This is a genomic window from Paracoccus xiamenensis, assembly GCF_011308835.1.
Classification (GTDB): domain Bacteria; phylum Pseudomonadota; class Alphaproteobacteria; order Rhodobacterales; family Rhodobacteraceae; genus Paracoccus; species Paracoccus xiamenensis.
Window position 1 is genome coordinate 1,107,925 of the sequence record NZ_JAAOHY010000001.1, and the last position, 22,622, is coordinate 1,130,546.

22 protein-coding genes and 1 tRNA gene are annotated in these 22,622 nt (G+C 61.8%); 5 read left to right on the forward strand and 18 right to left on the reverse strand.

Annotation, left to right across the window (positions count from 1 at the left end; all coding sequences use genetic code 11):
• Window positions 1-75: 75 nt before the first annotated feature.
• Complete coding sequence (locus G7044_RS05465) at window positions 76-924, forward strand: helix-turn-helix domain-containing protein (protein WP_328803812.1); 849 nt, start codon at window positions 76-78, stop codon at window positions 922-924.
• Window positions 925-1,117: 193 nt separating this feature from the next.
• On the opposite strand, the gene G7044_RS05470 is transcribed toward G7044_RS05465, so the two are convergent.
• Complete coding sequence (locus G7044_RS05470) at window positions 1,118-1,912, reverse strand: HD domain-containing protein (RefSeq protein WP_166326751.1); 795 nt, start codon at window positions 1,910-1,912, stop codon at window positions 1,118-1,120.
• 90 nt (window positions 1,913-2,002) lie between these two features.
• On the opposite strand from G7044_RS05470, the gene G7044_RS05475 reads away from it, so the two are divergent.
• Complete coding sequence (locus G7044_RS05475; protein WP_166326753.1) at window positions 2,003-2,617, forward strand: TetR/AcrR family transcriptional regulator; 615 nt, start codon at window positions 2,003-2,005, stop codon at window positions 2,615-2,617.
• A 400-nt stretch (window positions 2,618-3,017) separates the two neighbouring features.
• Here G7044_RS05475 and G7044_RS05480 read toward each other — a convergent pair whose 3' ends face one another.
• The 3 genes from G7044_RS05480 to G7044_RS05490 form a co-directional block, all read right to left on the reverse strand.
• Window positions 3,018-3,332 (reverse strand): TfoX/Sxy family protein, encoded by a 315-nt coding sequence (locus G7044_RS05480; RefSeq protein WP_166326755.1) that lies wholly within the window; start codon window positions 3,330-3,332, stop codon window positions 3,018-3,020.
• Between the two features lie 240 nt (window positions 3,333-3,572).
• Complete coding sequence (locus G7044_RS05485; protein WP_166326757.1) at window positions 3,573-4,370, reverse strand: alpha/beta fold hydrolase; 798 nt, start codon at window positions 4,368-4,370, stop codon at window positions 3,573-3,575.
• A gap of 74 nt (window positions 4,371-4,444) precedes the next feature.
• Complete coding sequence (locus G7044_RS05490) at window positions 4,445-5,326, reverse strand: oxidoreductase (protein ID WP_166326759.1); 882 nt, start codon at window positions 5,324-5,326, stop codon at window positions 4,445-4,447.
• A gap of 79 nt (window positions 5,327-5,405) precedes the next feature.
• Here G7044_RS05490 and G7044_RS05495 point away from each other — a divergent pair, with 79 nt between their 5' ends.
• On the forward strand, window positions 5,406-6,038 hold the full coding sequence (locus tag G7044_RS05495) for a TetR/AcrR family transcriptional regulator (protein ID WP_166326761.1): 633 nt from the start codon (window positions 5,406-5,408) through the stop codon (window positions 6,036-6,038).
• A gap of 283 nt (window positions 6,039-6,321) precedes the next feature.
• On the opposite strand, the gene G7044_RS05500 is transcribed toward G7044_RS05495, so the two are convergent.
• Complete coding sequence (locus G7044_RS05500) at window positions 6,322-7,170, reverse strand: EamA family transporter (protein WP_166326763.1); 849 nt, start codon at window positions 7,168-7,170, stop codon at window positions 6,322-6,324.
• Window positions 7,167-7,799: a nitroreductase family protein gene (locus tag G7044_RS05505; RefSeq protein WP_235931139.1), complete on the reverse strand. Its 633-nt coding sequence runs from the start codon at window positions 7,797-7,799 to the stop codon at window positions 7,167-7,169. Before G7044_RS05505 ends, G7044_RS05500 begins: the two co-directional genes overlap by 4 nt.
• 82 nt (window positions 7,800-7,881) lie before the next feature.
• Here G7044_RS05505 and G7044_RS05510 point away from each other — a divergent pair, with 82 nt between their 5' ends.
• Complete coding sequence (locus tag G7044_RS05510; RefSeq protein ID WP_166326765.1) at window positions 7,882-8,787, forward strand: LysR family transcriptional regulator; 906 nt, start codon at window positions 7,882-7,884, stop codon at window positions 8,785-8,787.
• Between the two features lie 163 nt (window positions 8,788-8,950).
• On the opposite strand, the gene G7044_RS05515 is transcribed toward G7044_RS05510, so the two are convergent.
• From G7044_RS05515 to G7044_RS05530, 4 genes are all read right to left on the reverse strand, one after another.
• Window positions 8,951-9,040: transfer RNA gene (locus tag G7044_RS05515), tRNA-Ser, on the reverse strand.
• A gap of 41 nt (window positions 9,041-9,081) precedes the next feature.
• Complete coding sequence (gene phaR, locus G7044_RS05520; RefSeq protein ID WP_166326767.1) at window positions 9,082-9,651, reverse strand: polyhydroxyalkanoate synthesis repressor PhaR; 570 nt, start codon at window positions 9,649-9,651, stop codon at window positions 9,082-9,084.
• 114 nt (window positions 9,652-9,765) lie between these two features.
• Window positions 9,766-10,218: a Phasin gene (locus G7044_RS05525; RefSeq protein WP_166327413.1), complete on the reverse strand. Its 453-nt coding sequence runs from the start codon at window positions 10,216-10,218 to the stop codon at window positions 9,766-9,768.
• A 147-nt stretch (window positions 10,219-10,365) separates the two neighbouring features.
• Window positions 10,366-12,183, reverse strand: coding sequence for a PHA/PHB synthase family protein (locus G7044_RS05530; protein ID WP_235931140.1), 1,818 nt, complete (start codon window positions 12,181-12,183; stop codon window positions 10,366-10,368).
• A 438-nt stretch (window positions 12,184-12,621) separates the two neighbouring features.
• Between G7044_RS05530 and phaZ the strand changes: the two genes are divergently transcribed.
• Complete coding sequence (phaZ, locus tag G7044_RS05535) at window positions 12,622-13,959, forward strand: polyhydroxyalkanoate depolymerase (RefSeq protein WP_407947379.1); 1,338 nt, start codon at window positions 12,622-12,624, stop codon at window positions 13,957-13,959.
• A gap of 140 nt (window positions 13,960-14,099) precedes the next feature.
• Here the strand turns inward: phaZ and purU are convergent, their stop codons facing one another.
• From purU to rpiA, 8 genes are all read right to left on the reverse strand, one after another.
• Window positions 14,100-14,984 carry a formyltetrahydrofolate deformylase gene (gene purU, locus G7044_RS05540; RefSeq protein ID WP_166326771.1) on the reverse strand — a complete coding sequence of 295 codons (885 nt, stop codon included), beginning with the start codon at window positions 14,982-14,984 and terminating at the stop codon, window positions 14,100-14,102.
• Between the two features lie 86 nt (window positions 14,985-15,070).
• Window positions 15,071-15,817: a VCBS repeat-containing protein gene (locus tag G7044_RS05545; protein ID WP_166326773.1), complete on the reverse strand. Its 747-nt coding sequence runs from the start codon at window positions 15,815-15,817 to the stop codon at window positions 15,071-15,073.
• Window positions 15,817-16,140: a 2Fe-2S iron-sulfur cluster-binding protein gene (locus G7044_RS05550; RefSeq protein ID WP_166326775.1), complete on the reverse strand. Its 324-nt coding sequence runs from the start codon at window positions 16,138-16,140 to the stop codon at window positions 15,817-15,819. The genes G7044_RS05545 and G7044_RS05550 overlap by 1 nt, the downstream gene beginning before the upstream one ends.
• A gap of 92 nt (window positions 16,141-16,232) precedes the next feature.
• Window positions 16,233-17,687: a Do family serine endopeptidase gene (locus G7044_RS05555; protein ID WP_166327417.1), complete on the reverse strand. Its 1,455-nt coding sequence runs from the start codon at window positions 17,685-17,687 to the stop codon at window positions 16,233-16,235.
• Between the two features lie 240 nt (window positions 17,688-17,927).
• Window positions 17,928-19,160 (reverse strand): protease modulator HflC, encoded by a 1,233-nt coding sequence (hflC, locus tag G7044_RS05560; RefSeq protein ID WP_166326777.1) that lies wholly within the window; start codon window positions 19,158-19,160, stop codon window positions 17,928-17,930.
• Entirely contained in the window at window positions 19,160-20,422 is a 1,263-nt protein-coding gene (gene hflK, locus G7044_RS05565) for an FtsH protease activity modulator HflK (protein ID WP_166326779.1), read from the reverse strand. The genes hflC and hflK overlap by 1 nt, the downstream gene beginning before the upstream one ends.
• An 89-nt stretch (window positions 20,423-20,511) precedes the next feature.
• Window positions 20,512-21,891 carry a glutathione-disulfide reductase gene (gene gorA, locus G7044_RS05570; protein ID WP_166326781.1) on the reverse strand — a complete coding sequence of 460 codons (1,380 nt, stop codon included), beginning with the start codon at window positions 21,889-21,891 and terminating at the stop codon, window positions 20,512-20,514.
• Entirely contained in the window at window positions 21,888-22,616 is a 729-nt protein-coding gene (gene rpiA / locus G7044_RS05575; protein WP_166326783.1) for a ribose-5-phosphate isomerase RpiA, read from the reverse strand. The genes gorA and rpiA overlap by 4 nt, the downstream gene beginning before the upstream one ends.
• Window positions 22,617-22,622: the final 6 nt, after the last annotated feature.

The window sequence follows — 22,622 nt, forward strand, 5'->3', positions numbered from 1 at the left end:
GGCATGGCGAATTAATCTGCCGCAGATTGCTTGACGAAGCCCGCTCGACACAATTAGGCAGACTGGCGCCAACTGGTGCATTTCGGTGCTGATAGCGAGACAGTTAACACCATGGAGTTCTTCGCGCCCAATTTGCGGCTGCTATGCAGCTACAAACCTTCGATTTCGCGCGTGGCCAGCGATCTGGACATCAACCGCAGCCAATTGAACCGCTATCTGGCCGGCAGCAGCTTTCCTCGCCGCCCCCTGCTGCGGCGGATCTGCGATTATTTTGGGGTTGAACCGCATGAGATCGTCCTGCCGCAAACCGACTTTTCAGAGATCGTACGCTTGCGCGGTCTCGATTCCGATCGTCTCGCCCACCGGGTGCAACGACATCTCGACCAGATCCGCGCCCGGGGTGACCGGCGGGTCCTGGAACTGACCGGAAGTTTCTTCGAATACTATTATTCCATGTCGCAGCGCGGGCGTATCGTCCGCTCACTTGTCGTCTTTGCGCCCGAGGGGGAACATGTCTTCTATCGCCGGCTGGAGCGGATGGGCCCGTTCAACCGACCGGGACGGCGGCATCACCGATATCAGGGAAGCGCGCTGTTGCTGGGCGACAGGATTTTCCTGAACGACTATGAATATGATAGCGGGATCGAACTGACGCAGAGCGTTCTTTATCCGGACTACACGCATACCTGGACATGTCTGCATGGCGTCAAAATCGGCGTATCTGCAAATCGCAACCACACGCCCTGCTCGGTCCGTACATATTTTGAACGCGCAGCCCCCGGCCTGCCCCTGATCGGCCACCTGCGCCGCTGTGGCGTTTTCGCGGCGGATAGCCCCGATATTCCTCCACATATTCCCGGACGGATCGACAACACAGCATCCGGCCCGCACGTCTTTGACGCTTGGTCAGGCAGCAGGGACTGATCCAGCACCGGCCCCGAAGCGGTTGGACCAGTGCCGAAATTCGACTTCGTCGTCATCGCCGATCATCGAAGGGCATCGCCTGCGGCATTTGCGATGAATTCGAACGCATGCCCAGGGTCGCAACCGAGATCAAGAAAAGACAGCGTTGAACGGCGGCAACCTTGAATGGCCGGGTCACGTCAACGCTCCTGCTTCATCTTGGCTGGGCTGACGGGTTTGAACGCGATGTCACAGTCCCTGGCAGCACAATATCAGCGAATGGTTCAGGCAGGCGCTTTCCTTTGGACAGGGCCGTCATCACCTGCGCGCGCGTGTGTCGAAGATGCCGCGCGCTTTCAAAGCGCAGCGCGTCTAACACCCCGTCGCGGGGATGCAGCTCGTGAATCTCGATCAGGTTGACGCGAGATATCCTCCTGCGACCTGCACCGAAAAGGTCACAGTTCGCGCCACGCGAAACGAGATGCGCCTCCGCGCCATGCCGATAGCGTGAAACACGGCCATTCAGGTGCAGCGAAATCGCATCGCCAATTTTGCGCGCGGTCGCTTGGGAATGACCTCGGCTGTGCAGATGATCCCGAACGCGCTCTCCGCCGCTCAGCGCAAAACACGCCTGGCAGAGCTCGGGCTTGTGGCTTTCGGTCAAGCCTAAATCATGCAGAATGGCAGCTGCAAAGAAGAGCGACGGGTCGAAGTCGATCCGTTCGTGCCGGGCAAGCAGCGCACCAAACAGATACGTTCGCCAGCTATGCGCCAGCAATGCCGGTGCATGCGTCTCTTCGGCCAATGCCAGCGCATCTGCGGTCAGCGCATTCATCGGGGGAAGCAGAACTTCGGTATCGGTCCATTCTGGCCGCAGCAACCCGAGCGTTTCGGTCACGCGATCCCACGAGTCAGCGGCTTTTACGAGGATCAGATTACCAAGCAGCCGCAGCTTCTCGTTCCATACAAGTGCGCCACGCCCCCCTGCGCCCCAATCCAAACTTCCCATGCCAGTTGCCTGTCTGTGTCCCATTGCGAGTATCGTTCGTCCCGATTATTTATGTACTGATGTGAACATAAATCCATGGATATAAGATTTATGCAAGACAGTACAAAAACAAAAAGGCCACGCGGCCGCCCTCCTGCCTATGATCGTGACGCAGCGCTGCTGGCGATCACAGAGACGTTCAGAAGGCAGGGCTATTCCGCCACATCGCTGGAGGAGTTGTCCCTGGCAACGGGGATGAACAGGCCAAGTCTTTTTGCCGCGTTTGGCAACAAGAAGACGATGTATCTTCTGGCGCTCGACGCGTTTCGCAATCGCATGGCGCAAGCAACCGAAGGCGCGCTGTCGGCGCGAATGTCCTTTTCAGAATCCCTGACGGCATTCTTTGACGCGGCCATCGAACTCTACTGCTCGGGCGAGGCGCGTGGGTGTCTGGTTTTTGGCACAGCCACAGCAGAAGCGCTTGAGGATCCGGATATCCAGGCCGTCCTTGCAGCGACCCTCAACGACGTAGAGCTGCAGCTGGAGAAGCTGGCCAGCGACACCGTGGCGCGCGGTGAAACCTCCTGCGCTCCGACAATAGCGGCCAAGATCCTGTCTGCCGTTCTGGCGGATATCGCGCTGCATGCGAGAGCCGGTGTTGACGAAGACGCGCTGAAAAGGCGGGCGCATGAAATGTTATCGGTGCTGACAACACGACCGCTTTAACGCTCCGCAGGACCTGCGCAATCATATCAGTTCATTGAAATCTGTTGCGACGTTGAACCCGCCTGCCGGGATGGCGGGGGAAGAACGAACCGGTCGGCGCTCAGAGGCGCGGCCGGCCAGTCTCCGAAGGGCGGATGGTCCCCGCAACCCCCTTTGGTACATAAAGAAAAAGGCCCCGCGAGGGACCTGCTTTCGGGCTTTCGCCAATATAACTGGCGGGCCGAAGCCGACGAAACCGAGAACTACACCTACGCTATACCCCTCCAAAGTGATTGATAAAAAACGGCCCCGGGGCAAGAGCGCCGGGACATTGTTACTGGCGACCCTCCAGCTCTCCACAGGGCAATGTGGAAGTGCGTTCTCCTCCGGGTCGCGCCGCAGCGGCCTACTTTGCCGGCAGTCATCGAACGAAGGCGAGTGCAGCATCGACGAGCTTGCGCCTTAGCGCGTCGTCACCGAAAGCCGACGGTCCGGCGCGTACCCAACCTTGCATCCGCCGGCCGCGAGAGATCATCGGAACCACGCAAGGCATATCCAGCGCCCAGCCGTCCCGGTCCTTGCCGATTCTGGCAAGCATCCCATCGTCGCGTGCCGCGCACAACAGATTGCCATCAAGCAGCCAAGCCCAGCCACCGAACATGGCCTTTTCCGTCAATCCAGACATGTCCCCAAGGTCGCCCCGTAAGATTTCTTCAAGGCCCTCATCGCGCGCCAAGACGTGTCTCCCAAATCACGCCGCGAGGCGGCGACTGCTTGTTTTGTTATACCGAGGGCGTTGCCCTCGCGCCACTAAGGTAAATGGAACTGTCCGGGGGCAATATCCCCAGCCTTCCGTGCGTCCAAGGGGCTTATGCAGGCCGGGAGATCCCCCTTCACCCCAACTGCTCTTGCTGGTTGCTACCCCCAGTCTCGGCGACGGCGAGAAGTTCAGGTGCGGTCGGCACCACTTTACGGTTCAGTGCTTATCGATGAAAGAGCTGACAAGCTCAAAGTAGCGGCTGTCCTTCTCCGCGTGAACCTGATGGCCACCTGCTTCGATCACATGCATTTCGGTTCCGGGGATAGCGTCGGCGATCTGTTTCGAGAGCGACAACGGCGTGAGCACGTCCTGATCGCCACAGATGACGCAAGTCGGACGACGGATTGTGCCGAGGCGCGCCAATTCATCGTGCGCTATGACCATATCGATGCGTTTGATCGCGACGTCGCGTTCCTCAGGCGCCTGAGCGGCGCGATCGATCCACGCTTGGATCATTTCCGGATTCTCTGCGGCGTATTCCGGGGCGAACAGGATCATGGCGAAAGCGGCATAAACAGTCGGCAAGTCGGCGTGCTCCATCAAATAGCGCAGGACGGAAAACTCACGGCGCATATAGGCGTCCGCGCAGGCAAAGGACGAAGTTAACGTCACACTGCGCACCAGTTCGCTATGGTCGAGCGCCATGATCTGAGCGATCGCGCCACCGGCCGACGAGCCGACAATATGCGCCGGCCCACCGCCGGCATGTCGCAGCACCGCAGCCATGTCCTGAGCATTTTGTGCCATTGTATGGCCATCTGCCGGCCGAGAACTTTGCCCGGTTCCGCGCTGATCCGGTAGCACCACATGGTAACGCCCGGCAAACCGTTCCACCTGTGGCCACCATGACATCCCAACTCCACCTAACCCTGCTATAAGCATGACCTTGGGTTTCTCTGGATTGCCCAACAATTGATAGTGGATGGTGGCGTTTTCGACTTCGACATGCGGCATGAAGGGAGTCCCTTGCTACGAGTATGGATTGATGCTGATTTTGGTGAACTATTGGAATCTGACGCTGCCACCATTCAGATGGCTCCGGGATCGTCCTCGGGCCTGACTGTGGCAATAGCGTTGAGCTCGGCCAGTTGTTGTTCGGGGATGATCAAGTGCTGGGCCGCGAGGTTCTCGCGGAGATGCGCAAGCGAGCCCGTGCCGGGGATCACCAGTACGTTCGGCGAACGGTGCAATAGCCAGGCGAGCGCCACTTGGCTGGGGGACGCGTCAAGTATTTGCGCGGTTCGCGACAACGCCTCGAACTGAAGCGGCTGGAACCCGCCGAGCGGGAAATAGGGAACATAGGCGATGCCGGCGGCGGCCAGTTCGTTGATGAGAGCGTCATCCCCGCGATGGGCCAGATTGTAGTGGTTCTGAACACAGGCAATGTCGCACAAGCCCCGTGCTTCCTTGACTTGCTCGTACGTTACGTTGCTTATGCCGATGTTTCGGACCAAGCCCTGGCGCTGGAGGTCGATCAGCACTGATAGAGGCTCTGCAATTGAACCTTTGACGGGACCATGCTTCGTCCCTGTCATTCGCAGGTTGACGATTTCAAGAACATCCAGTCCGAGATTGCGACGATTGTCCTCCACCGCCTTTGACAGGTCTGCGCGCGAGAGCGCCGGCTTCCACGATCCATCGCGGCCGCGCTTGGCGCGGATCTTGGTGACGAGAAGCAGATCGTGCGGATAGGGCGACAGCGCTTCACGGATAAGCAGATTGGTGACATGCGGCCCATAAAAGTCGCTGGTGTCGATGTGATCGACACCAAGAGCGACCGCTTCGCGCAAGATAATTCGCGCGGCCTCAGGATCGGATGGCGATCCCATCACGCCCGGGCCAGCGAGTTGCATGGCGCCATAGCCGATGCGCCGAACCAAATGGGCGCCGAATTTAAACGTCTCTTCCACAGATCATGCCTTTCATGCCTTGTTCGCGTGTCGAGGTTCCAATATATGAATGATCCTTCACGTTAGGAATTCGCGTTTCATGACCACCCCGGCAGCCACGCTGAAAGCCCGAAAATTACCCGTTCAAGATCGCTCCCGAGCGACGCGGGAAGCCCTTCATGCCGCGGTGATTCAGGTTTTGGTGCGCGATGGTGTAAGGCAATGCACCACCACCCGGGTGGCGGAGCGGGCCGGTGTTTCGGTGGGCAGCCTCTATCAATACTATCCCAACCGCGATGCGTTGCTTGCCGACGTGCTGAGCGAGCATCTGACGGGCATAGCAGACGCCATGAGCACGGCGTTGACTTCTGCATGCGGCAAACCAGTCGCCGAGGTTGCGGCAGCGCTGGTAACATCGTTTCTGGAAACCAAGTTGCGCAATCCCAATGAATCGAGTGCGCTTTACGCTGTTTCTGAAGAACTCGGCGGCAGCGCGATGATCGCGCAGTTACGTATACGAACGCTCGCGGACATCGCTGATGCCCTGCGATCAGCCCCTGATATTCGTCTCAATAATCCTGAAATGATTGGGGCAATCGCGTTCGGTGCATTGATAGGGCCGGTGCGATCGGTGCTTGAAGGCCATCTTGCCCGAGATCAAATCCCGGCAATAAAGGACGAGTTGATCGTAATGGTGACCGCCTATCTAAAGGCGGCAGGCAATATTTCCTGAACGGCACCACCATAACCGGAAGCTCATTGCATGCGGCAAACGGCGGGACATAGGCAATTTTCGGCAGCAACCGGCGGTGTTTGGCGCGCCGGAGACGGCGAAAGTAAGAACCACACCTACTCTATAGCCCCTAAATTAAGGCAAGAATGAATGGCTACATTGGGTGGAAAGGAGACAAGCAGCTTTCGGCACGGACTTTCGATAATACGGACGCTTTGTTGGCACCGCGCTTCTTCTTCAACGACACGGTCGAAATAGCACTCATTCGTGAGTTGACGCTGATTCAGCTGTTCGCGCGCTGACTGAGCCAGATACTGCCAATAATCAATGCGATACCGGCAATCTGAAGCGGGGTCAGCGTCTGTTCGAGAAAGCTCCATCCGAGCAGCACCGCCGTCAGCGGACTGAGGAACAGGAGCGATGATACGACCGAAGGAGATAATCGCCCGATGCCCCGAAACCAGAGTGCGTAGGTAAAAGCCGCTCCGATCAGGCCGAGCCATACCAACCCCAGAAGGTTGGAGAGCGTCGGAACAGGAATGGAACGTCCGGCGAGCAGAGCAACGGGAAGCAAAAGCAGGCCGCCGGCGGTCAATTGCCAAGCCGTGAAGGTGAGCGGCGATACCGGAGGTCGCCATCTGCGCGCCAAAATGCTTCCGAGTGCCATGGAGGTCGCGCCGGCGAGGCCGGCGGCAACACCGATGGCATCGAGCGCGGCGCTGGGTGTCAAAACGAGCAGGGCAACGCCGCCCATCCCGACAAGGGCGCCGATGATAGCTGATGGCCGCACCGGGCTGGAAAGAAGAAAGGAGGCCAGAAAGACGACGATCAGGGGCTGCGCCGAGAGCACGGTGCCGGCAACCCCTCCGGGCAACCGGTAGGCCGCGACAAACAGCATGCTCAGGAAAATCGAGATGTTGAGAGCGCCGAGCACGAATGCGCGCAACCACCAGATGCCGATCGGCAATTCTCGCACGATCATCATCAGCAGCAGGCCTGCGGGCAACGCCCGCAGCATGGCGACCGTGATCGGAGAGAATCCTGGCAAGAATTCTGTCGTCACCATATAGGTGCTGCCCCAGATAACAGGCGCAATCGCAGTCATGGCAAAATCGGTAACATTGGTTTTCATGATATCTGCAGAACCTCGGAAAGCGGTCGGCGCGGCTTCTGCGGCCAGTTGCCCGGTGCGGCGCGACCGACCGCAAGAAGCATTACGGGTGTCTCATTTCGGGCGAGGCCGAATTCGCGGGCCACGGCGTCGGCATCGAAGCCGCCCATAAGACCCGACGCAAGATTCATTGCCTCGGCGGCATACATGAGCGTCGCCGCGCCAAGGGCGGCCGAACGTATCGCCTCATCGCGGGCCGCGCGGGGTTCGGCGTATTGGACCCCCACATTCTCCTGCCAAACCGAAGCCATGTCTTGCGGCATGTGCCCGGCTTCGACGAACGGGCGCAGCCGGTCGGCAAGGGTTGTATGGTCGGGCGTCTGCCCGCAGATGATGAATGTGACGGCGGCCTCGGAAACCTTGGCTTGCCCATAGGCCAGTTGGCGCAGCCTCGTCTTCGCATTCTGTGTCCGCGCCGCAATGAAGCGCCAGTTCTGCAGATTGTAGGCCGTCGGCGCGCGCGTCGCGAGGCGAACGAGTTCTCCGATCTCGGTGTCGGTGAGCCTGTGAGACGCGTCGAATTGATTGGCGGAAACGCGCCGCTCGATAAGGTGGATGGTTGGATGAGGCATTGCGAAATTCCCTGACATTGCTTCGCAGATATAGAGAATTCACTTGCTGGACAGAATATGCCGGTATAGAAAGATACTCTTATCTGGTAGGAACTAATAAATGGACCGCTTCACAGCGTTGCAGGTGTTTCGGCATGTGGCTGAACTGGGCAGCTTTGCGGAAGCAGCCCGTAAGCTGGGCCTTTCTCCACCCGCCATCAGCAAGAATGTAGCGGAGCTTGAAGCGCATCTGGGGGTGCGCCTGATCAACCGGACAACACGGCGCATGGCTCTGACCGAGGAAGGCAGGATCTATCTCGACTCCGTCACCCGCGGCCTTGATGCGCTGACCGAGGCGGAAACGGCACTCTCGCTTGTCAAGACGTCGCCGTCCGGCACGCTGCGCGTGAGCGCGCCTATGACTGTCGCCCTCGTGCGATTTTCCGAAGCGATTCCGGAATTCCTCTCGCTCTACCCAGAACTGAAGCTCGACCTGCATCTCGATGACCGCCGGGTCGACATCGTTCGCGAAGGGTTCGATCTAGCGATACGCGGCAGCGGCAATCTTGAGGATTCAAGCCTGATTGCAAGAAAGCTGGCGGTCATGCCGCATGTGCTTTGCGCCGCACCGGCCTATTTCAAGCGGCATGGAAAACCGGAAACGCCATCTGATCTGAAAATTCTGGACCACATTCGTTTTCTGTTTGGCGGAAATGTCGATACCTGGGAATTCAAAAAGAGAGGGCGCACCGAAAGGATCGCCGTCCAGGCGCGCTACTCGGTAACGTCGAGCCTAGCCGTGCGTGATGCGTTGCGCGGTGGTCTCGGCGTCAGCCTGATTCCACTTCCCTACGTTGCGAAAGACCTGCGGGACGGACGGCTGCAATCGGTCCTGGATGACTGGACAACGACAGAAATCACACACTATGCGGTTTATCCATCGCGCCAGCATCTTGCGCCAAAAATCCGCGTCTTCCTCGACTTCCTGATCCAACAGTTTAGTCGTGCCCCGTCAGCTTTCGAGTGAGCGCAGAAGGTGACCTTCCATGCGGAATGGGGTCGCAAATTGTCGTTCGCTGGCTCTCAAGTTTTATCGGGCTGTAGCGTAGAACTGGCGGTTGTGCATGCCGATTGGTGGAATGCGGCAAACGACGGCGCATAGGCTATTTTCGGCGGAAATCGGCGGTGTTTGGCGGACGGTGAGGGATTCGAACCCTCGAGACGGTTCCCCGCCTACACACTTTCCAGGCGTGCGCCTTCGACCACTCGGCCAACCGTCCGTGCCCGCGCTACCTAACCGGTGTCGCGGGGAACCGCAAGATCAGAGCTTCGAAATCCGCTCTTGCAATGCAGCGAGTTGACGGCGGATTTCATCCATGTCGCCCTCGGGCGCCGGGGCGCTGTCCCCGTCGTCCGGTGCCGGACCCGACGCGCCCCCGCGCCAGCCGCCCATCATCGCCTTCAGGAAGGCCTGTTGCTGGCGCTGAAGCTGATCGAAGCCGGGCATTTTTGCCATCGGGCTGGTGCTGGACATCGCGGCCATGTTTTCCATCATCTTCGACTGCCCTTCACGCAGCATCTCGAAGCTGGCGGCCAGAAACTGCGGCACCACGGTTTGCGCCTGGCTGGTATAGCTGCGCACCAGATCGGTCAGCACATCCACCGGCAGGACGTTTTCGCCCCTGCCCTCGTGTTCGGCGATGATCTGCAGCAGATATTGCCGGGTCAATTCATCCCCGGTTTTCAGGTCGACGATCTTCACCTCGCGACCATCGCGAATGAAGGTCGCGATATCTTCGAGCGTGACGTAGTCACTGGTTTCGGTGTTATAAAGCCGCCGGCTGGCATAGCGCTTGATCAGCAAGGGCGTGGCGGCATCGGGCTTGGCCATCGGCTGTCCTCAATGGATGCATTTGCAGCATCTTGAGGACAATTTGCGGCAATTGCAAAGAAAAAAGGGGCAGCCATTCGGCCACCCCTTTTCACGTCCGTGCAGAAAAGCCGATCAGGCTTTCGTGGCGGTCGCGGCTTTCTTGACAGCTTCCTGAGCTTGCTTCGAAGCTTTCTCAGCGGTCTTCTGGGCGTCGTCGGCCAGGTTCTTGCCGGCAGCCATCAGCAGGTCGACGGTTTCCATCTGCAGTTTCTTGGCAACTTCAGCGAAAGCCGACATGTGCTCGGCAGCGGTTTCGGCCGAGGCGTTGGCGAAATCGGCGAAAGCCTTGGCATAAGCGCCGGCATCGTCTTTCTTGGTGGTCAGTTCGCCGATGCGGGCGATCGAGTCTTTCGCCCACTGGGCCGAGATCTCGGTCGAACGTTCAGCAGCCGACAGGGCCACGCGCGACAGCTTTTCGTTCAGGGCCGACTGGGTCTTGAACGCGTCCTGCATCGACGAAGTGTCGACCGGGAAGTTCGCCATCAGGTCTTGCATGGTCTTGGTGAAATCAGGGGTCTTGGCCATTTCTCTATCTCCATCTCGGCGGCTGGGGAGGAGGAGCGCCGCCTGTTCATTCCAGTGACCACAAGATAGATGCCGCACCGCAGCATTTCAACCTTTATTTTCTGCACTGCAGCAAAAATCAACCGATCACAAAAAATGTGCACGCAATCAAGGAGTTTCGTGGACGTACTCGCCCGGGGCAGCGCTGAATCCAGCCTCTGGACTGCGCGCGGCGACCATCTCGCCCGATTTTTCACGCAGCCATTCCTCCCAGACCGGCCACCAGCTGCCGGCAGCAAAACGGGCCGAGTCGAGCCACGCCTCTGGTCCACCCAGGAAATCGCCGTCATTGGTGTAATGGCCATACTTCTTCTTCGACGGCGGATTCACGATCCCGGCGATGTGACCCGATTCCGAAAGGATGAAGCGCTTGTCCTTCGATCCCATCTGCGCCACGCCGCGCCAGCTGTGTTTCCAAGGCGCGATATGGTCGGTCTCGCAGCCTATGGCACAAAGCGGCAACTGGATGTCCGACAGCTTCAACTGATGGCCCAGCATCGGATAGCCCTCGCCCACCAGCAGGTTCTGCTGGCACAGCCCGCGCAGGTAATCGGTCGTCATCTTGCCCGGCAGATTGGTCGCGTCGCCGTTCCAGTAAAGAAGATCGAAAGCCGGCGGCGCCTCTCCCATAAGATAGGACCGGATCGCCGGCCCCCAGACCAGATCGTTGGCGCGCAGGAAGCTCATCGTGCGGGTCATCAGGTGGGCGGCGAAAATGCCGGTGCGCGCGACCTCTGCGGCGATGCCCTCGACGAAATCGTCCTGAAGGAAGGGGGTAAACTCGCCCTGCTCATCAAAGTCCGTCAGCGTCGTGAAGAAGGTGGCCGAGTTCACCCGATCATCCCCACGCTGCGCCATCAGCGCCAGCGTCAGCGACAGCGTGGTGCCACCGATGCAATAGCCGACGGCGTTCAGCTTCGGCTCTGAAGTGATTTCCTCGACCGCGTCCATCACCGACAGATAGGCGCTGACATAATCGGCCAATCCGGTCTCGGCAAAGCTTGCGTCGGGGTTTTTCCAGGACACCACGAACAGCGTATAGCCCTGATCGACGATCCAGCGGATCAGGCTGTTTTCCGGCTTCAGGTCAAGAATGTAGAACTTGTTGATCCAGGGCGGAAACAGCACGATCGGCACGGCGTGCACCTGTTCGGTGCTGGGGCTGTACTGGATCAGTTCATACAGCCTTTCCTGACGGACGACACGGCCGGGTGCGGTGCCGATATTCTCACCCACCGCGAATGCGTTGCGGTCGGCCAGCGAGACGATCATCTCGCCGCCATGGGTCTCGACGTCGCGCACCAGGTTGGCCAGCCCCTTGACCAGGCTTTCGCCCTCGGTTTCAAGCGCGCGTTCGATGGCGTCGGGATTGGTGGCCAGGAAATTCGTCGGCGCGAACATGTCGATGATCTGGTTGGTCAGCCAGTTCAGCCGGTGCTGGTCGACCGGGTCCAGCATGTCCAGGTTCTGCGCCGCCTCGCGCATGGCGCGCGCGTTGATCTGGTACTGCGTCTTGACCAGATTGAAATAGGGGTGCGATTGCCAAAGCGGGTTGCGAAACCGCTTGTCGGTCTCGGCCTCGGCATCCTCGGGCGCGGTCAGCTTGCCGCGCGTCAGCTGCTGCTGCATCCCGGCGTAATGGGCCAGCGTCTCGCCCCAGTATTTCACCTGCTGCTCGACAATGCGGGCGGGCTGCTCGGACCACAGCTTGGCCCAGGCGAGGCCGGCATTGACGACAAGGTCGGCCCCCGGCGCCTCGACGCCCGGATCATGCATCGGACGCCGCGACAGCGCCGCCGCCAGCCGCTGGGTCAGCGCCTCGATCCGCTCCATGTTCTCGGCCAGTTGGGCAGGAACCTCTGGCGCCGCTGCCGGCGGGGGCGCAGCGGGTTCGGGCCGCGCCTGCACCGACGCCGCTTTCGCCATGTCAGCAGGCGGGCCCCCTGCCGGAGCAATTGGGGGCGCGACCTTCGCCGGTTTGGCGGCCACTTTCGGCTTCGCCGTTCTGTTCACCGCCTTTGGGGAGGCTGCCTTTCTGGCAGTTGTCTTTGCGCCAGCCTTTTTCGCCGCCCCCCTGGCCACAGCCGATTCCGCGCCGGCCGCTGATTTGGCCGCGGCCTTCGCCGCAGGCTTGCTTGCCCCCGCAGCTGCCCTCGCGGCAGGCGCGGAGGCTTCCGTTTGGGAAGGATTGGAGCGTTTTCCAGCAGTTGACCCAACGTCACCCTTGCTGCGTCCCGGAGATTTGCGTGCGTCCTTGCTTGCCATGACCAATCTTCCCCCCTACCTTTGCAAGACAAGCTTACCCGGCGCCCCCGTTTTGAAAAAGAGGGCATCGCGCCCGGTGCGTTGCCATACGAGGGACGAATGGCCAAACAGATATTGAAGGGGCTGATCTCCTACGACGCGATGGAGACGATCCGCAACACCAACGAATGGTTGGGCGCTTCGGCGCGCGCCATGGCCTCCTACCCGGCCTTCGCGATGGTTCCACACCCGATGTTCCGCCTGATGAGCGCGTGGGGCCGCGTCACCGAACGCAGCTTTGCGCGCATGGTCATCAAGCCCGATTGGAACATCCCGCCGATCCCCGGCGCAGATGGCCAGGACCACGTCGTCTATATCGAACCAGAACTGAAACGCGATTTCGGCGATCTGGTGCATTTCCGCGTCGCCCGGCGCGAACCCCTGTCACGCAAGATCCTGCTGGTCGCCCCGATGTCGGGCCATTACGCCACGCTGCTGCGCTCGACCGTGACCTCGCTTCTGCCGAATGCGGAAATCTATATCACCGACTGGCACAATGCCCGCGATATCCCTGTCAGCAAGGGCAAGTTCGACATCGAGGACTATACCCAATACCTCGTCGACTTCATGCGCCATCTCGGCCCCGACGTGAACGTCGTCGCGGTCTGCCAGCCGGCACCGCTGGCGCTCGCTGCCACCGCGCTGCTGGCAGAGGAAGACCCAAAGGCCCAGCCGCGCACCCTGACCCTGATCGGCGGCCCGATCGACCCTGACGCCGCCGCGACAGAGGTCACCGATTTCGGCAATCGCATGACGATGGGTGAACTGGAATACCTGGCAATCCAGCAGGTCGGCTTCAAATACAAGGGCGCGGGCCGGATGGTCTATCCGGGGCTGGCGCAGCTTACCTCGTTCATCGCCATGAATGCCGAAACCCATACCCGCGCCTTCATGGACAAGATCTTTGCCGAGGCGCGCGGCGAGGCCTCGGAAGGCGACAAGCACAACAAATTCTATGACGAATACCTTGCCGTCATGGACATGACCGCCGAATTCTACCTGTCGACGGTCGAACGCATCTTCAAAGGCCTGGAAATCGCCGAGAACCGCTTCACCGTGAACGGCAAGCCGGTCGATCTGGGCAAGATCAAGGATGTGGCTGTCTTCACCGTCGAAGGGGCGAATGACGACATCTCGGCACCGGGGCAATGCGTCGCCGCGCTGGATCTCTGCACAGGCCTGCCCGACGACAAGAAACGCCAGCACCTGGAACCCGGCGCCGGGCATTACGGCATTTTCGCAGGCAAAAGCTGGCGCCTCAACATCCGTCCGATCGTGCTGGACTTCATCGACGACAATTCCGGCGACGAAGCCCCTGCCCCGCGCCGTCGCCGCCCCGCCGGCAATGGTGAGGCCGCGGCCATCCCGGGCATCAACAGCAGCCGGATGCCGGTCTGATCATCGCCGATCCCGGATTACCGAAAGACAAGGGGCGCTGACCGCAAGGCCGCGCCCCTTCTTCATCTCCGCCCGGCGTAGGCATCCGGCATTCACTCTGGCCCAAATATCCAGAAAGCGGCCGCGCCCATCGCCCCTGCTCAGCCCATGCGCTCGGACGCGTATCCGCCGGGCGAGGCCGGAAACACCACCGTGCGCGAGCCATTCAGGAAGACCCGGTGATGGATATGGGCATGGATGGCGCGGGCCAATACCTGCGCCTCGACATCCCGGCCGAGGCTGACGTAATCCGCAGGGGATTGCGCATGGGTCACGCGCACGGTGTCCTGCTCGACAATCGGCCCCTCGTCCAGATCAGCGGTCACGTAATGCGCCGTTGCCCCGATCAGCTTCACCCCGCGCTCATAAGCCTGTTTATAGGGGTTCGCACCCTTGAAGCTGGGCAGGAACGAGTGGTGGATATTGATGATCCGCCCCGACATTTCCGAACACAACCGGTCCGAAAGGATCTGCATATAGCGCGCCAGCACCACCAGCTCGGCCCCGGTTTCACGCACGACCTCCATCAGGCGCGCCTCGGCTTCGGGCTTGTTCGCCGGCGTGACCTTGATCTGATGGAAAGGAATGTCGTGGTTCACGACCAGCTTCTGATAGGTCATGTGGTTCGAGACGACGCCGACAATATCAATCGGCAACGCCCCGATGCGCCAGCGATACAGGATGTCGTTCAGGCAATGGCCGAAGCTCGACACCATCAACAGCACCCGCATCCGATGGGCGGAATCGTAGATCGCGGCCTCCATCTGAAAATCTTCCGCGACCGGGGCGAAGCCTGCCTGCAGCGCCTCGGCACCTCGCCCGTCCTCGTCCTGAAAACTGACCCGCATGAAAAAGCGCCCCGATTCCAGATCGTCGAACTGGGCGGAATCGGTGATATTGCAGCCGTTCTGGGCCAGAAAGCTGGAAATCGCCGCAACGATCCCGCGCCGGGCCGGGCAGGTGACGGTCAGGATCAGGTCGGACATTGCAGGCTCTTTCTCTCTTAACGCAACCGGTGAAGGGCTAGCGGCAGTTGGCGCTGTGGGCAAGATGATGATTGCAATGCAGCACCTTAGGAACAGGCGCGCGCCGCAGCAAAACCCGCCTTATCGGCGCTTCCGGCAACCTGATCGTAAGTTACCGTGTCGGGCTTGTCCGAGGGGCGGATTGCGACGACCACACCCGCATCAACGTAAGCCGCAAGAAAGGCGATCTTCCCGTCGCATTCGCGCAGCCTCGGCCCCGCATCGACCGGCCCCGGCGCAAAGCCCATGAAGGGGCCAATGACCGCCAGCGGCTTTCCTGCACCCTGCCAGCGATAGATCAGCAGGGCATCCACGTTGTCGCCACTTGCGACAGCCGCGATCTCCTGCAGGCCGTCGCCATCGAAATCGGCCACGCCAAGCAGCACGACTTCGGTTATCGCAGGGGCAAAGCGCGCCTCGGTCAGAAACTCAATCCCGTTCATCGGCAGATCGGCGACCAGAACACGCCATCCGAGTTCACGGTCGCGCTGGATCGTCACCAGATCCGACCGGCCGTCATTGTCGATATCCGCCACTGCTGGCATGTCGCCCAGAAAGAACCCGCCCGGATCGACGTCCAGATGCCAGGTCAGGGCAAGACTTCCCCGCGCAAGGCTTTCCTCGCTGCGGCCTGAACGGGCGTTCTTCAGCCGCACGCGCGACCAGATCGGCCAATCACCTTCGTAATCGGCTGCGGTCGCCGGGTTTTCAAAACTTGCGCGGATTTCGGTTTCGGCAGATGCCACGGCAGGCAGGCAAGCCACAAAAGCCGCCAGCACCGCCGGAATGCGCATCAGATCTGCTTTTCGGGCAGGTTCACGACCAGACCGTCAAGCGCGTCGGTCACTTTCAGCTGGCACGTCAGACGCGAGCGCGCCGGATCGGGCTCCCAGGCGAAATCCAGCATGTCCTCTTCCATCGGATCCTTGGCAGGCAGCTTGTCGACCCATTCAGGCGCCACATAGACATGGCAGGTGGAACAGGCGCAGGCGCCGCCGCAATCGGCCTCGATCCCCGGCACGCCATTGTCGCGCGCGCCTTCCATGACGGTCATTCCCGGCTTGACGTCGATTTCGTGGACGGTTCCGTTATGTTCGATATAGGTGATCTTGGCCATGGCTGTATCCTTTAGCTATCCGCGAGATAGGCCATTCAGCCCGCAATGAAAAGGGCGGAGCCAAAGGCCCCGCCCGATCACATTGCCGCAGCTTATTCGGCGACGGACAGCGCCACGAAGCGCGGCTCGCCACCGCGCCGGATCATCAACAGCAGTGACTTGCGGCCAGCCTCGCGGGCCTCGTCCACGCGCGCCCGCAGATCGCGGATCGAGGCAACGGGCTGCTGGCCGGCCTCGGTGATGACATCACCCGGCGACAGGCCTTTGTCGGCCGCGTCCGAGGTCGGATCGACCCCGCGCACGACCAGACCGTCCTGCCCCTCGCCCATGCCCAGCTCAGCTGCGATTTCCGGGGTCAGGGTCTGCAGCTGCATCCCCAGCGTATCGCCGCTGGCATCGTCCGGCGTCGCAGGATCATCGCTGGCCGTGCCTTCGGCTGTCTCGCGCCGGCCCAGCGTGACCTTCAGCTCCTCGGATTCGCCATTGCGCAGGACGGTCACATCGACTTCCTCGCCGATCGGGGCCTGTGCCACGCGGGCGACCAGATCGCGGTCATCCTCGATCTCGTTGCCGGCGAAATTGGTGATGACATCGCCAGCCCGCACGCCCGCATCGGCGGCGGGGCCTTCGGGCACATCGGTGACCATTGCGCCCATACCGCTGTCCAGCCCCAGCGATTCCGCGATTTCCGGGGTCACGCGCTGGATCTTGACGCCCAGCCAGCCGCGACGGGTCTCGCCGAATTCACGCAGCTGGTCGATAACCGTGCCGACCACGTTCGACGCCATAGAAAAGCCGATCCCGATCGAGCCGCCATTCGGCGACAGGATCGCGGTGTTCACGCCGATCACCTTGCCATCCATGTTGAACAAGGGCCCGCCAGAGTTGCCGCGGTTGATCGAGGCGTCGGTCTGGATGAAGTCATCATAGGTCCCGGTCAGCGCCCGGCCGCGTGCCGAAACGATCCCGGTCGAGGCCGAGAAGCCCTGCCCCAGCGGGTTGCCAAGCGCCAGCACCCAGTCGCCGACACGGGCAGCGTCGCTGTCGCCGAAGCCGACATAGGGCAGATCGGTGGCCTCGACCTTCAGCAGCGCGATGTCGGTCTGCTTGTCGGTGCCGACAACCTCGGCCCGGCGGCGGGCGCCGTCGCGGAACTCGATCTCGATTTCATCGGCGCCTTCGATGACGTGATTGTTGGTGACGATATAGCCGTCATCGGAAATGACGAAACCCGAACCCAGCGCATTGGCACGCTGCGGCGGGCGTTGGCCGCCAAAGCGGGGATCGCCGCCCTCGCCCTGGTTCGGCATGGGAAAGCCGAAATCACGGAACAGGTCCGAAAAAGGGCTACCTTCAGGGAAGGCCGGGCCGGTCGGCTGTTCGATCACGGCGGTGGTGTTGATGTTGACGACGGCGGGCGAGACCTTCTCGACCAGGTCGGCAAAGCTGTCAGGCATGATCTGCTGACGGCGCGCCGCGGTATCGGGCGCGGCCAGCGGTGCATCGGTATTGGCCGGAGCGGCGGCCTCTTGCGCTGTGACGGGCATCGCGCCAAGCGTCAGCGCGGCCACCGAAACAGAGGCCAGGATATTGGAGAAGCGGGTGCGCATCGAATGTTCCTTTCATCAGAGCGCCTCGGGAAGTCAGCGCACGGCCATAGGGCCGGTTTGCATTTGCAGAGAACGGCAGATGGGGAGCCGTTGCAAATAAATCACGCTCCGCAGCAATGAACTCATCGTGATTTTTCTGTAACATGAAAAAGGGCGGCCGAAGCCGCCCTTTCTCGATCAGTTGGTTACCGGGGCTTCTGCCGGCGTTTCGACCGGCGGCTCGACTGCCTCCGTTTCGACGGTCTCCGTTTCAGCGGCCTCTGTTTCAGCGGCCTCCGTTTCGGCAGCCTCTGCTTCAGCGGCCTCTGCTTCAGCGGGCGGCGCCACATCCGTGCTTGCCGGATCCGTTGCCATCGCCGCGCCGGGCTCGGCGTCCCAGGGCATTTCCAGCGGCTTGGCCGTCACTGCGCTGTCAGCCCGGATCGGATCGGTCGCCGTTGGTGCTGCCGCGCCGTCCTGCGGGGGCAAGGTCGACAGGCTTTCTTCCTGCGGCAAATCCTCTGCCGGCGTCAGCGGCTGGGCATTCGCGGCCCCGTCGCGGCCCAGATAGGTGAAGAAATCACCTTCCGGCTGGATGACGATCTGCGAGTTTCCGGCCTGCAACGCCCGCTCATATGCGGTCATCGACCGCGTGAAGGCGAAGAATTCCGGGTCGCGCCCGAAGGCTTCGGCGAAGATCGCGTTGCGCGATGCGTCCGCCTCACCCCGGATGATCTCGGCATTGCGGCGCGCCTCCGAGGTCAGCTCGACCACGGTCCGGTCTGCGGCGGCGCGCACCCGGCGCGCGGCCTCGTTACCGCGGGCGATCTCGTCGGCGGCCTCGCGCTGGCGCTCGGCCCGCATCCGTTCATAGGTGGCCGAAAGGTTCTGCTCTGGCAGGTCGGTGCGGGTCAGGCGCACGTCGATGATCTCGACCCCCAACCCTTCCGAGTTGCGCCGCGCCTCATCGCGGATCTGGTTCATCAGCGCCGTGCGGTCATCCGAAAGCACGGTGGTCGAGGGCACGCCACCCAGCACCTCGCGGATGGCGGTGCGCACGATCGGGTCCAGACGGCCCATCGCGGCATCGGTCCCGCCGGCCCCGACGGCCTGACGGAAGCGGACGACATCGGTGATGCGCCAGCGCGCGAAAGCGTCGACGATCAGGCGGCGGTCATCCAGCGGGGTGATTTCGGCCGGGTTGGTCGCCAGCCCCAGCATACGGTCGTCATATTTGACAACCTGATCCATGAACGGGATCTTCATCCCCAGACCGGGCTGTTCCTGCACATCGACAACACGGCCCAGACGCAGCACCAGCGCCTTTTCACGTTCATCGACGATGAACAGCGACGAAGCGGCGATGACCCCCACCACGATCAGCGCAGGGATCGCCAGCGTGCCCAGTAGTTTCTTGCGTGCACTGGCCATCAGTTGCCCCCCGTCTGCGTCGTGGTCGTCGTCTCATTGGCAGCACCGGCCGGACGCGCGCCGCCCTGGCGCAGCTGGTCCAGCGGCAGATAGGGCACGACCCCGCTGCCGGCACCGTCATCCAGCAGGACCTTGTCGACCTGCCCCAGAACTTTTTCCATGGTTTCCAGATACATCCGCTTGCGCGTCACCTCGGGCGCCTTGGCATATTCGGCATAGACCGAATTGAAGCGCGCCGATTCACCCTGGGCCTCGTTCACGGCCTGGGCCCGGTAAGCCTCGGCTTCCTCGACCAGGGCAGCTGCTTCACCGCGGGCAGCTGCCAGAACGCGGTTGGCATATGCGTCAGCTTCCTTTTCCAGCGCATCGCGGCGCTGCTGGGCGGCCTGCACCTCGCGGAAGGCGTCGATCACCTCTCCCGGCGGGTCGGCCCGGTCAAGGTTGACGCGGACCACGTTGATCCCCGACTGATAGCTGTCCAGCGTCTGCTGGACCGACATCTTCAGATCCTCGGCGATGGCACCCCGGTCCCGGTTCAGGATCGGTGCCAGTTCAGAACGCGCGATAATGTCGCGCATCGAGGATTCCGCGACCGCCCGGATGGTGCCGGGGGCGTCGGCCAGGTTGAACAGGTATTTTTCCGGGTCCGAGATGTTCCAGACCACCTGATATTCCATGTTCACGATGTTCTGGTCACGGGTCAGCATCAGCCCGCTGTCGGTCGCTGTGACGGAACCACTGCCGCGCCGCGTCGAATCGGTCTGGCCGGTGCCGATTTCGGTCACGCGTTCGCCGGTGACCTGAACGATTTCCTTGGTCACGATCGGCCAAGGGGCAAAGTTCAGACCCGGATCGCCGGTTCCGACCGCACGCCCGAACAGGAATTCGACAGAGCGTTCTTCCGGCTTGACGGTATAGAAGCTGGCGAAGGCCCAAAGCCCGACCAGCACGATGGCACCAAGGCCAAGCGTCCGGCGGTCAAGGCTGAAACCCGGCCCCTGCGGCCGGCGCGGGCCACCACCCCCACCGTTGCCCGATCCGCGCCCGCCCATCAGCACGCGCAGCCGGTCCTGGCCCTTCTTCATCAGGTCTTCGATTTCCGGCATCTCGCCCGGACGGCGCGGCGGTTCGGGGCGCTGGTTGCCCTGTTCGCCCTGTTGCCCCCATGGCCGCTGCGGGCCGCGAGGCGGCTCCTTGCCGTCATTATCGCCGCCATTTCCGTTATTTCCGCCGCTGCCGCCGCCCCAGGGGCCCTGTGCCATCTGTCTGCCTCTTGCTGTTGTACTTGTGCCTGAAACTGGGGGCAAAGCCCCGAAAGTCAAGGCTTTGCCGATCTTCTCTATACTCTGCCCTACGCGGGCGCGGGCGCCTCATGCCGGCGCGAGGGCTGGCGCATCGTGACCAGTTCCTCGGCCAAAGTCGGGTGAACGGCGACGGTCAGATCGAAATCTTCCTTGGTCGCGCCCATGGTGATCGGGATCGCCACAAGCTGGATCAACTCGCCCGCCTCGGGCCCGAAGATCTGGCAGCCCAGAACCTTCCGCGTCGCCTCGTCCACGATCAGCTTCATCATCACCCGCGCATCCGAGCCCGCAAACAGCGATTTCATCGGCCGGAATCGGGTGTCATAGATCTCGACCCCGCCGCGCTGGATCGCCTCATCCTCGGTCATGCCGATGCTAGCGACCTCGTGCGGGCGGGTATAGACGGCGCTGGCAACAAGACCGTGATCCAGATTGTGAGGCTTGTTGCCAAAGATAGTATCGGCAAAGGCGTGCCCTTCGCGGATCGCCACCGGCGTCAAATTGACGCGGTCGGTCACATCGCCCACCGCGAAGATCGAGGGGATGTTCGTCTGCGACCATTCGTCCACGGCGACTGCGCCATTGGGGGCCAGCGTCACGCCGGCATTTTCCAGACCGAGACCCTTGGTATAGGGCGCGCGGCCGGTCGCGAAGATGACGGCGTCGAAATCCTCGACCTTGCCGTCTTCGAACGTGACGCGGGTCTGATCGCCCTGCTTGTCCAGCCGGGCCGGATTCTGCTTCAGCCGGACATGGATGCCGCTATCGGCCAGCTGCATGGTCAGCAATTCGCGCAGATCATTGTCAAAGCCGCGCAGCACCTTGTCACCGCGATAAACCAGCGTGGTATCGACGCCCAACCCGTTGAGGATGGTGGAAAATTCGCAGGCGATAAAGCCTCCGCCCACGACCAGAACCCGCCCCGGCAGCCGGTCCAGAAGGAACAGATCGTCCGAGATCATGCCCAGATCGTCACCGGGGATACCGGGCAGGTAAGGACGCCCGCCTGCGGCGATCAGGATATGCTTGGCGCTCACGCGCATGCCGTCGGCCAGTTCGACCTCGTGCGGGCCAACGATGTGGGCGCGCTGGTGGAAGATGTTGACGCCAGCAACTTCCAGCCCCTTGGTATAGGCGGCTTCAAGCCGGTTCAGTTCCGCATCCAGCCTGACCTTGAAGGCGTCCCAGCTGAAGTTGCCGGCGGTGGCGTCTTCCCAGCCGAAGCCGCGCGCCTGCGCCGCCTCTGCCGGCGCGGCCGAGGCGAAGACCATCAGCTTTTTCGGCACGCAGCCCCGGATCACGCAGGTGCCGCCCATCCGGCTTTCCTCGGCCAGTGCAACCTTGGCACCGTATCCGGCCGAGATCCGCGCAGCCCGCACCCCGCCAGAGCCGCCGCCGATCACGAACAGGTCATAATCGAAGCTCATTCCACGGCCTCCTCGACAACCAGTTCGACCACGCCGCCATCCGGTTGACCGACAATCGCCAGATCGCAGATGCCCAGAAACAGCCCGTTTTCCACCACGCCGGGCAGCGCGTTCAGCGCCACCGACAGCCGCGCCGCGTCCGGGATCGCCTCCAGCGCCAGATCGAGGATATAGTTCCCCTCATCCGTCAGCACCGGGGCCTCGCCCTGCATGCGCCGCACCACCGGGCGACCTTCCAGTTCCAGATCGGCCAAGACCCGCTCGATCAGCGCCTGCGTGGTCTGCCAGCCGAACGGGATCACCTCGACCGGCAGCTTGAAGGCGCCCAGCACCTCGACCACCTTGCCGCCATCGGCGATCACCACCATCCGGTCGGATGCGCGCGCCACGATCTTTTCGCGCAGCAGCGCCGCGCCGCCGCCCTTGATCAGGTTCAGGTCGGGGTCCAATTCGTCCGCGCCGTCGATGGTCAGGTCCAGCCAGCCGATATCGTCCAGCGTCTCGATCCTGATACCAAGGCTTTCGGCCAGTTCCGCCGTCGCCTTGCTGGTCGAGGCGCAGCGCAGCTTCAGCCCCTCGGCCTTCACCCGCTCGGCCAGCCGGTGAACCAGAAACACCGCGGTCGAGCCGGTGCCGAGGCCCAGCCGCATCCCGTCTTGCACCAATGCGACGGCCGCAGTGGCAGCGGCGTTCTTGGCGGTATCGGCGGGGGAAAGGTCGGTCATGGCTCT

Coding starts and splice junctions, on each gene's coding strand:
- G7044_RS05470 (WP_166326751.1), bottom strand. CDS start 1,912: ATGGGAAGTTTGGATTGGGGCGCAGGGGGGCGTGGCGCACTTGTATGG.
- G7044_RS05475 (WP_166326753.1), top strand. CDS start 2,003: ATGCAAGACAGTACAAAAACAAAAAGGCCACGCGGCCGCCCTCCTGCC.
- G7044_RS05485 (WP_166326757.1), bottom strand. CDS start 4,370: ATGCCGCATGTCGAAGTCGAAAACGCCACCATCCACTATCAATTGTTG.
- G7044_RS05495 (WP_166326761.1), top strand. CDS start 5,406: ATGACCACCCCGGCAGCCACGCTGAAAGCCCGAAAATTACCCGTTCAA.
- G7044_RS05500 (WP_166326763.1), bottom strand. CDS start 7,170: ATGAAAACCAATGTTACCGATTTTGCCATGACTGCGATTGCGCCTGTT.
- G7044_RS05505 (WP_235931139.1), bottom strand. CDS start 7,799: ATGTCAGGGAATTTCGCAATGCCTCATCCAACCATCCACCTTATCGAG.
- G7044_RS05510 (WP_166326765.1), top strand. CDS start 7,882: ATGGACCGCTTCACAGCGTTGCAGGTGTTTCGGCATGTGGCTGAACTG.
- phaR (WP_166326767.1), bottom strand. CDS start 9,651: ATGGCCAAGCCCGATGCCGCCACGCCCTTGCTGATCAAGCGCTATGCC.
- G7044_RS05525 (WP_166327413.1), bottom strand. CDS start 10,218: ATGGCCAAGACCCCTGATTTCACCAAGACCATGCAAGACCTGATGGCG.
- G7044_RS05530 (WP_235931140.1), bottom strand. CDS start 12,183: ATGGCGAAAGCGGCGTCGGTGCAGGCGCGGCCCGAACCCGCTGCGCCC.
- phaZ (WP_407947379.1), top strand. CDS start 12,622: ATGGCCAAACAGATATTGAAGGGGCTGATCTCCTACGACGCGATGGAG.
- purU (WP_166326771.1), bottom strand. CDS start 14,984: ATGTCCGACCTGATCCTGACCGTCACCTGCCCGGCCCGGCGCGGGATC.
- G7044_RS05545 (WP_166326773.1), bottom strand. CDS start 15,817: ATGCGCATTCCGGCGGTGCTGGCGGCTTTTGTGGCTTGCCTGCCTGCC.
- G7044_RS05550 (WP_166326775.1), bottom strand. CDS start 16,140: ATGGCCAAGATCACCTATATCGAACATAACGGAACCGTCCACGAAATC.
- G7044_RS05555 (WP_166327417.1), bottom strand. CDS start 17,687: ATGCCCGTCACAGCGCAAGAGGCCGCCGCTCCGGCCAATACCGATGCA.
- hflC (WP_166326777.1), bottom strand. CDS start 19,160: ATGGCCAGTGCACGCAAGAAACTACTGGGCACGCTGGCGATCCCTGCG.
- hflK (WP_166326779.1), bottom strand. CDS start 20,422: ATGGCACAGGGCCCCTGGGGCGGCGGCAGCGGCGGAAATAACGGAAAT.
- gorA (WP_166326781.1), bottom strand. CDS start 21,891: ATGAGCTTCGATTATGACCTGTTCGTGATCGGCGGCGGCTCTGGCGGG.
- rpiA (WP_166326783.1), bottom strand. CDS start 22,616: ATGACCGACCTTTCCCCCGCCGATACCGCCAAGAACGCCGCTGCCACT.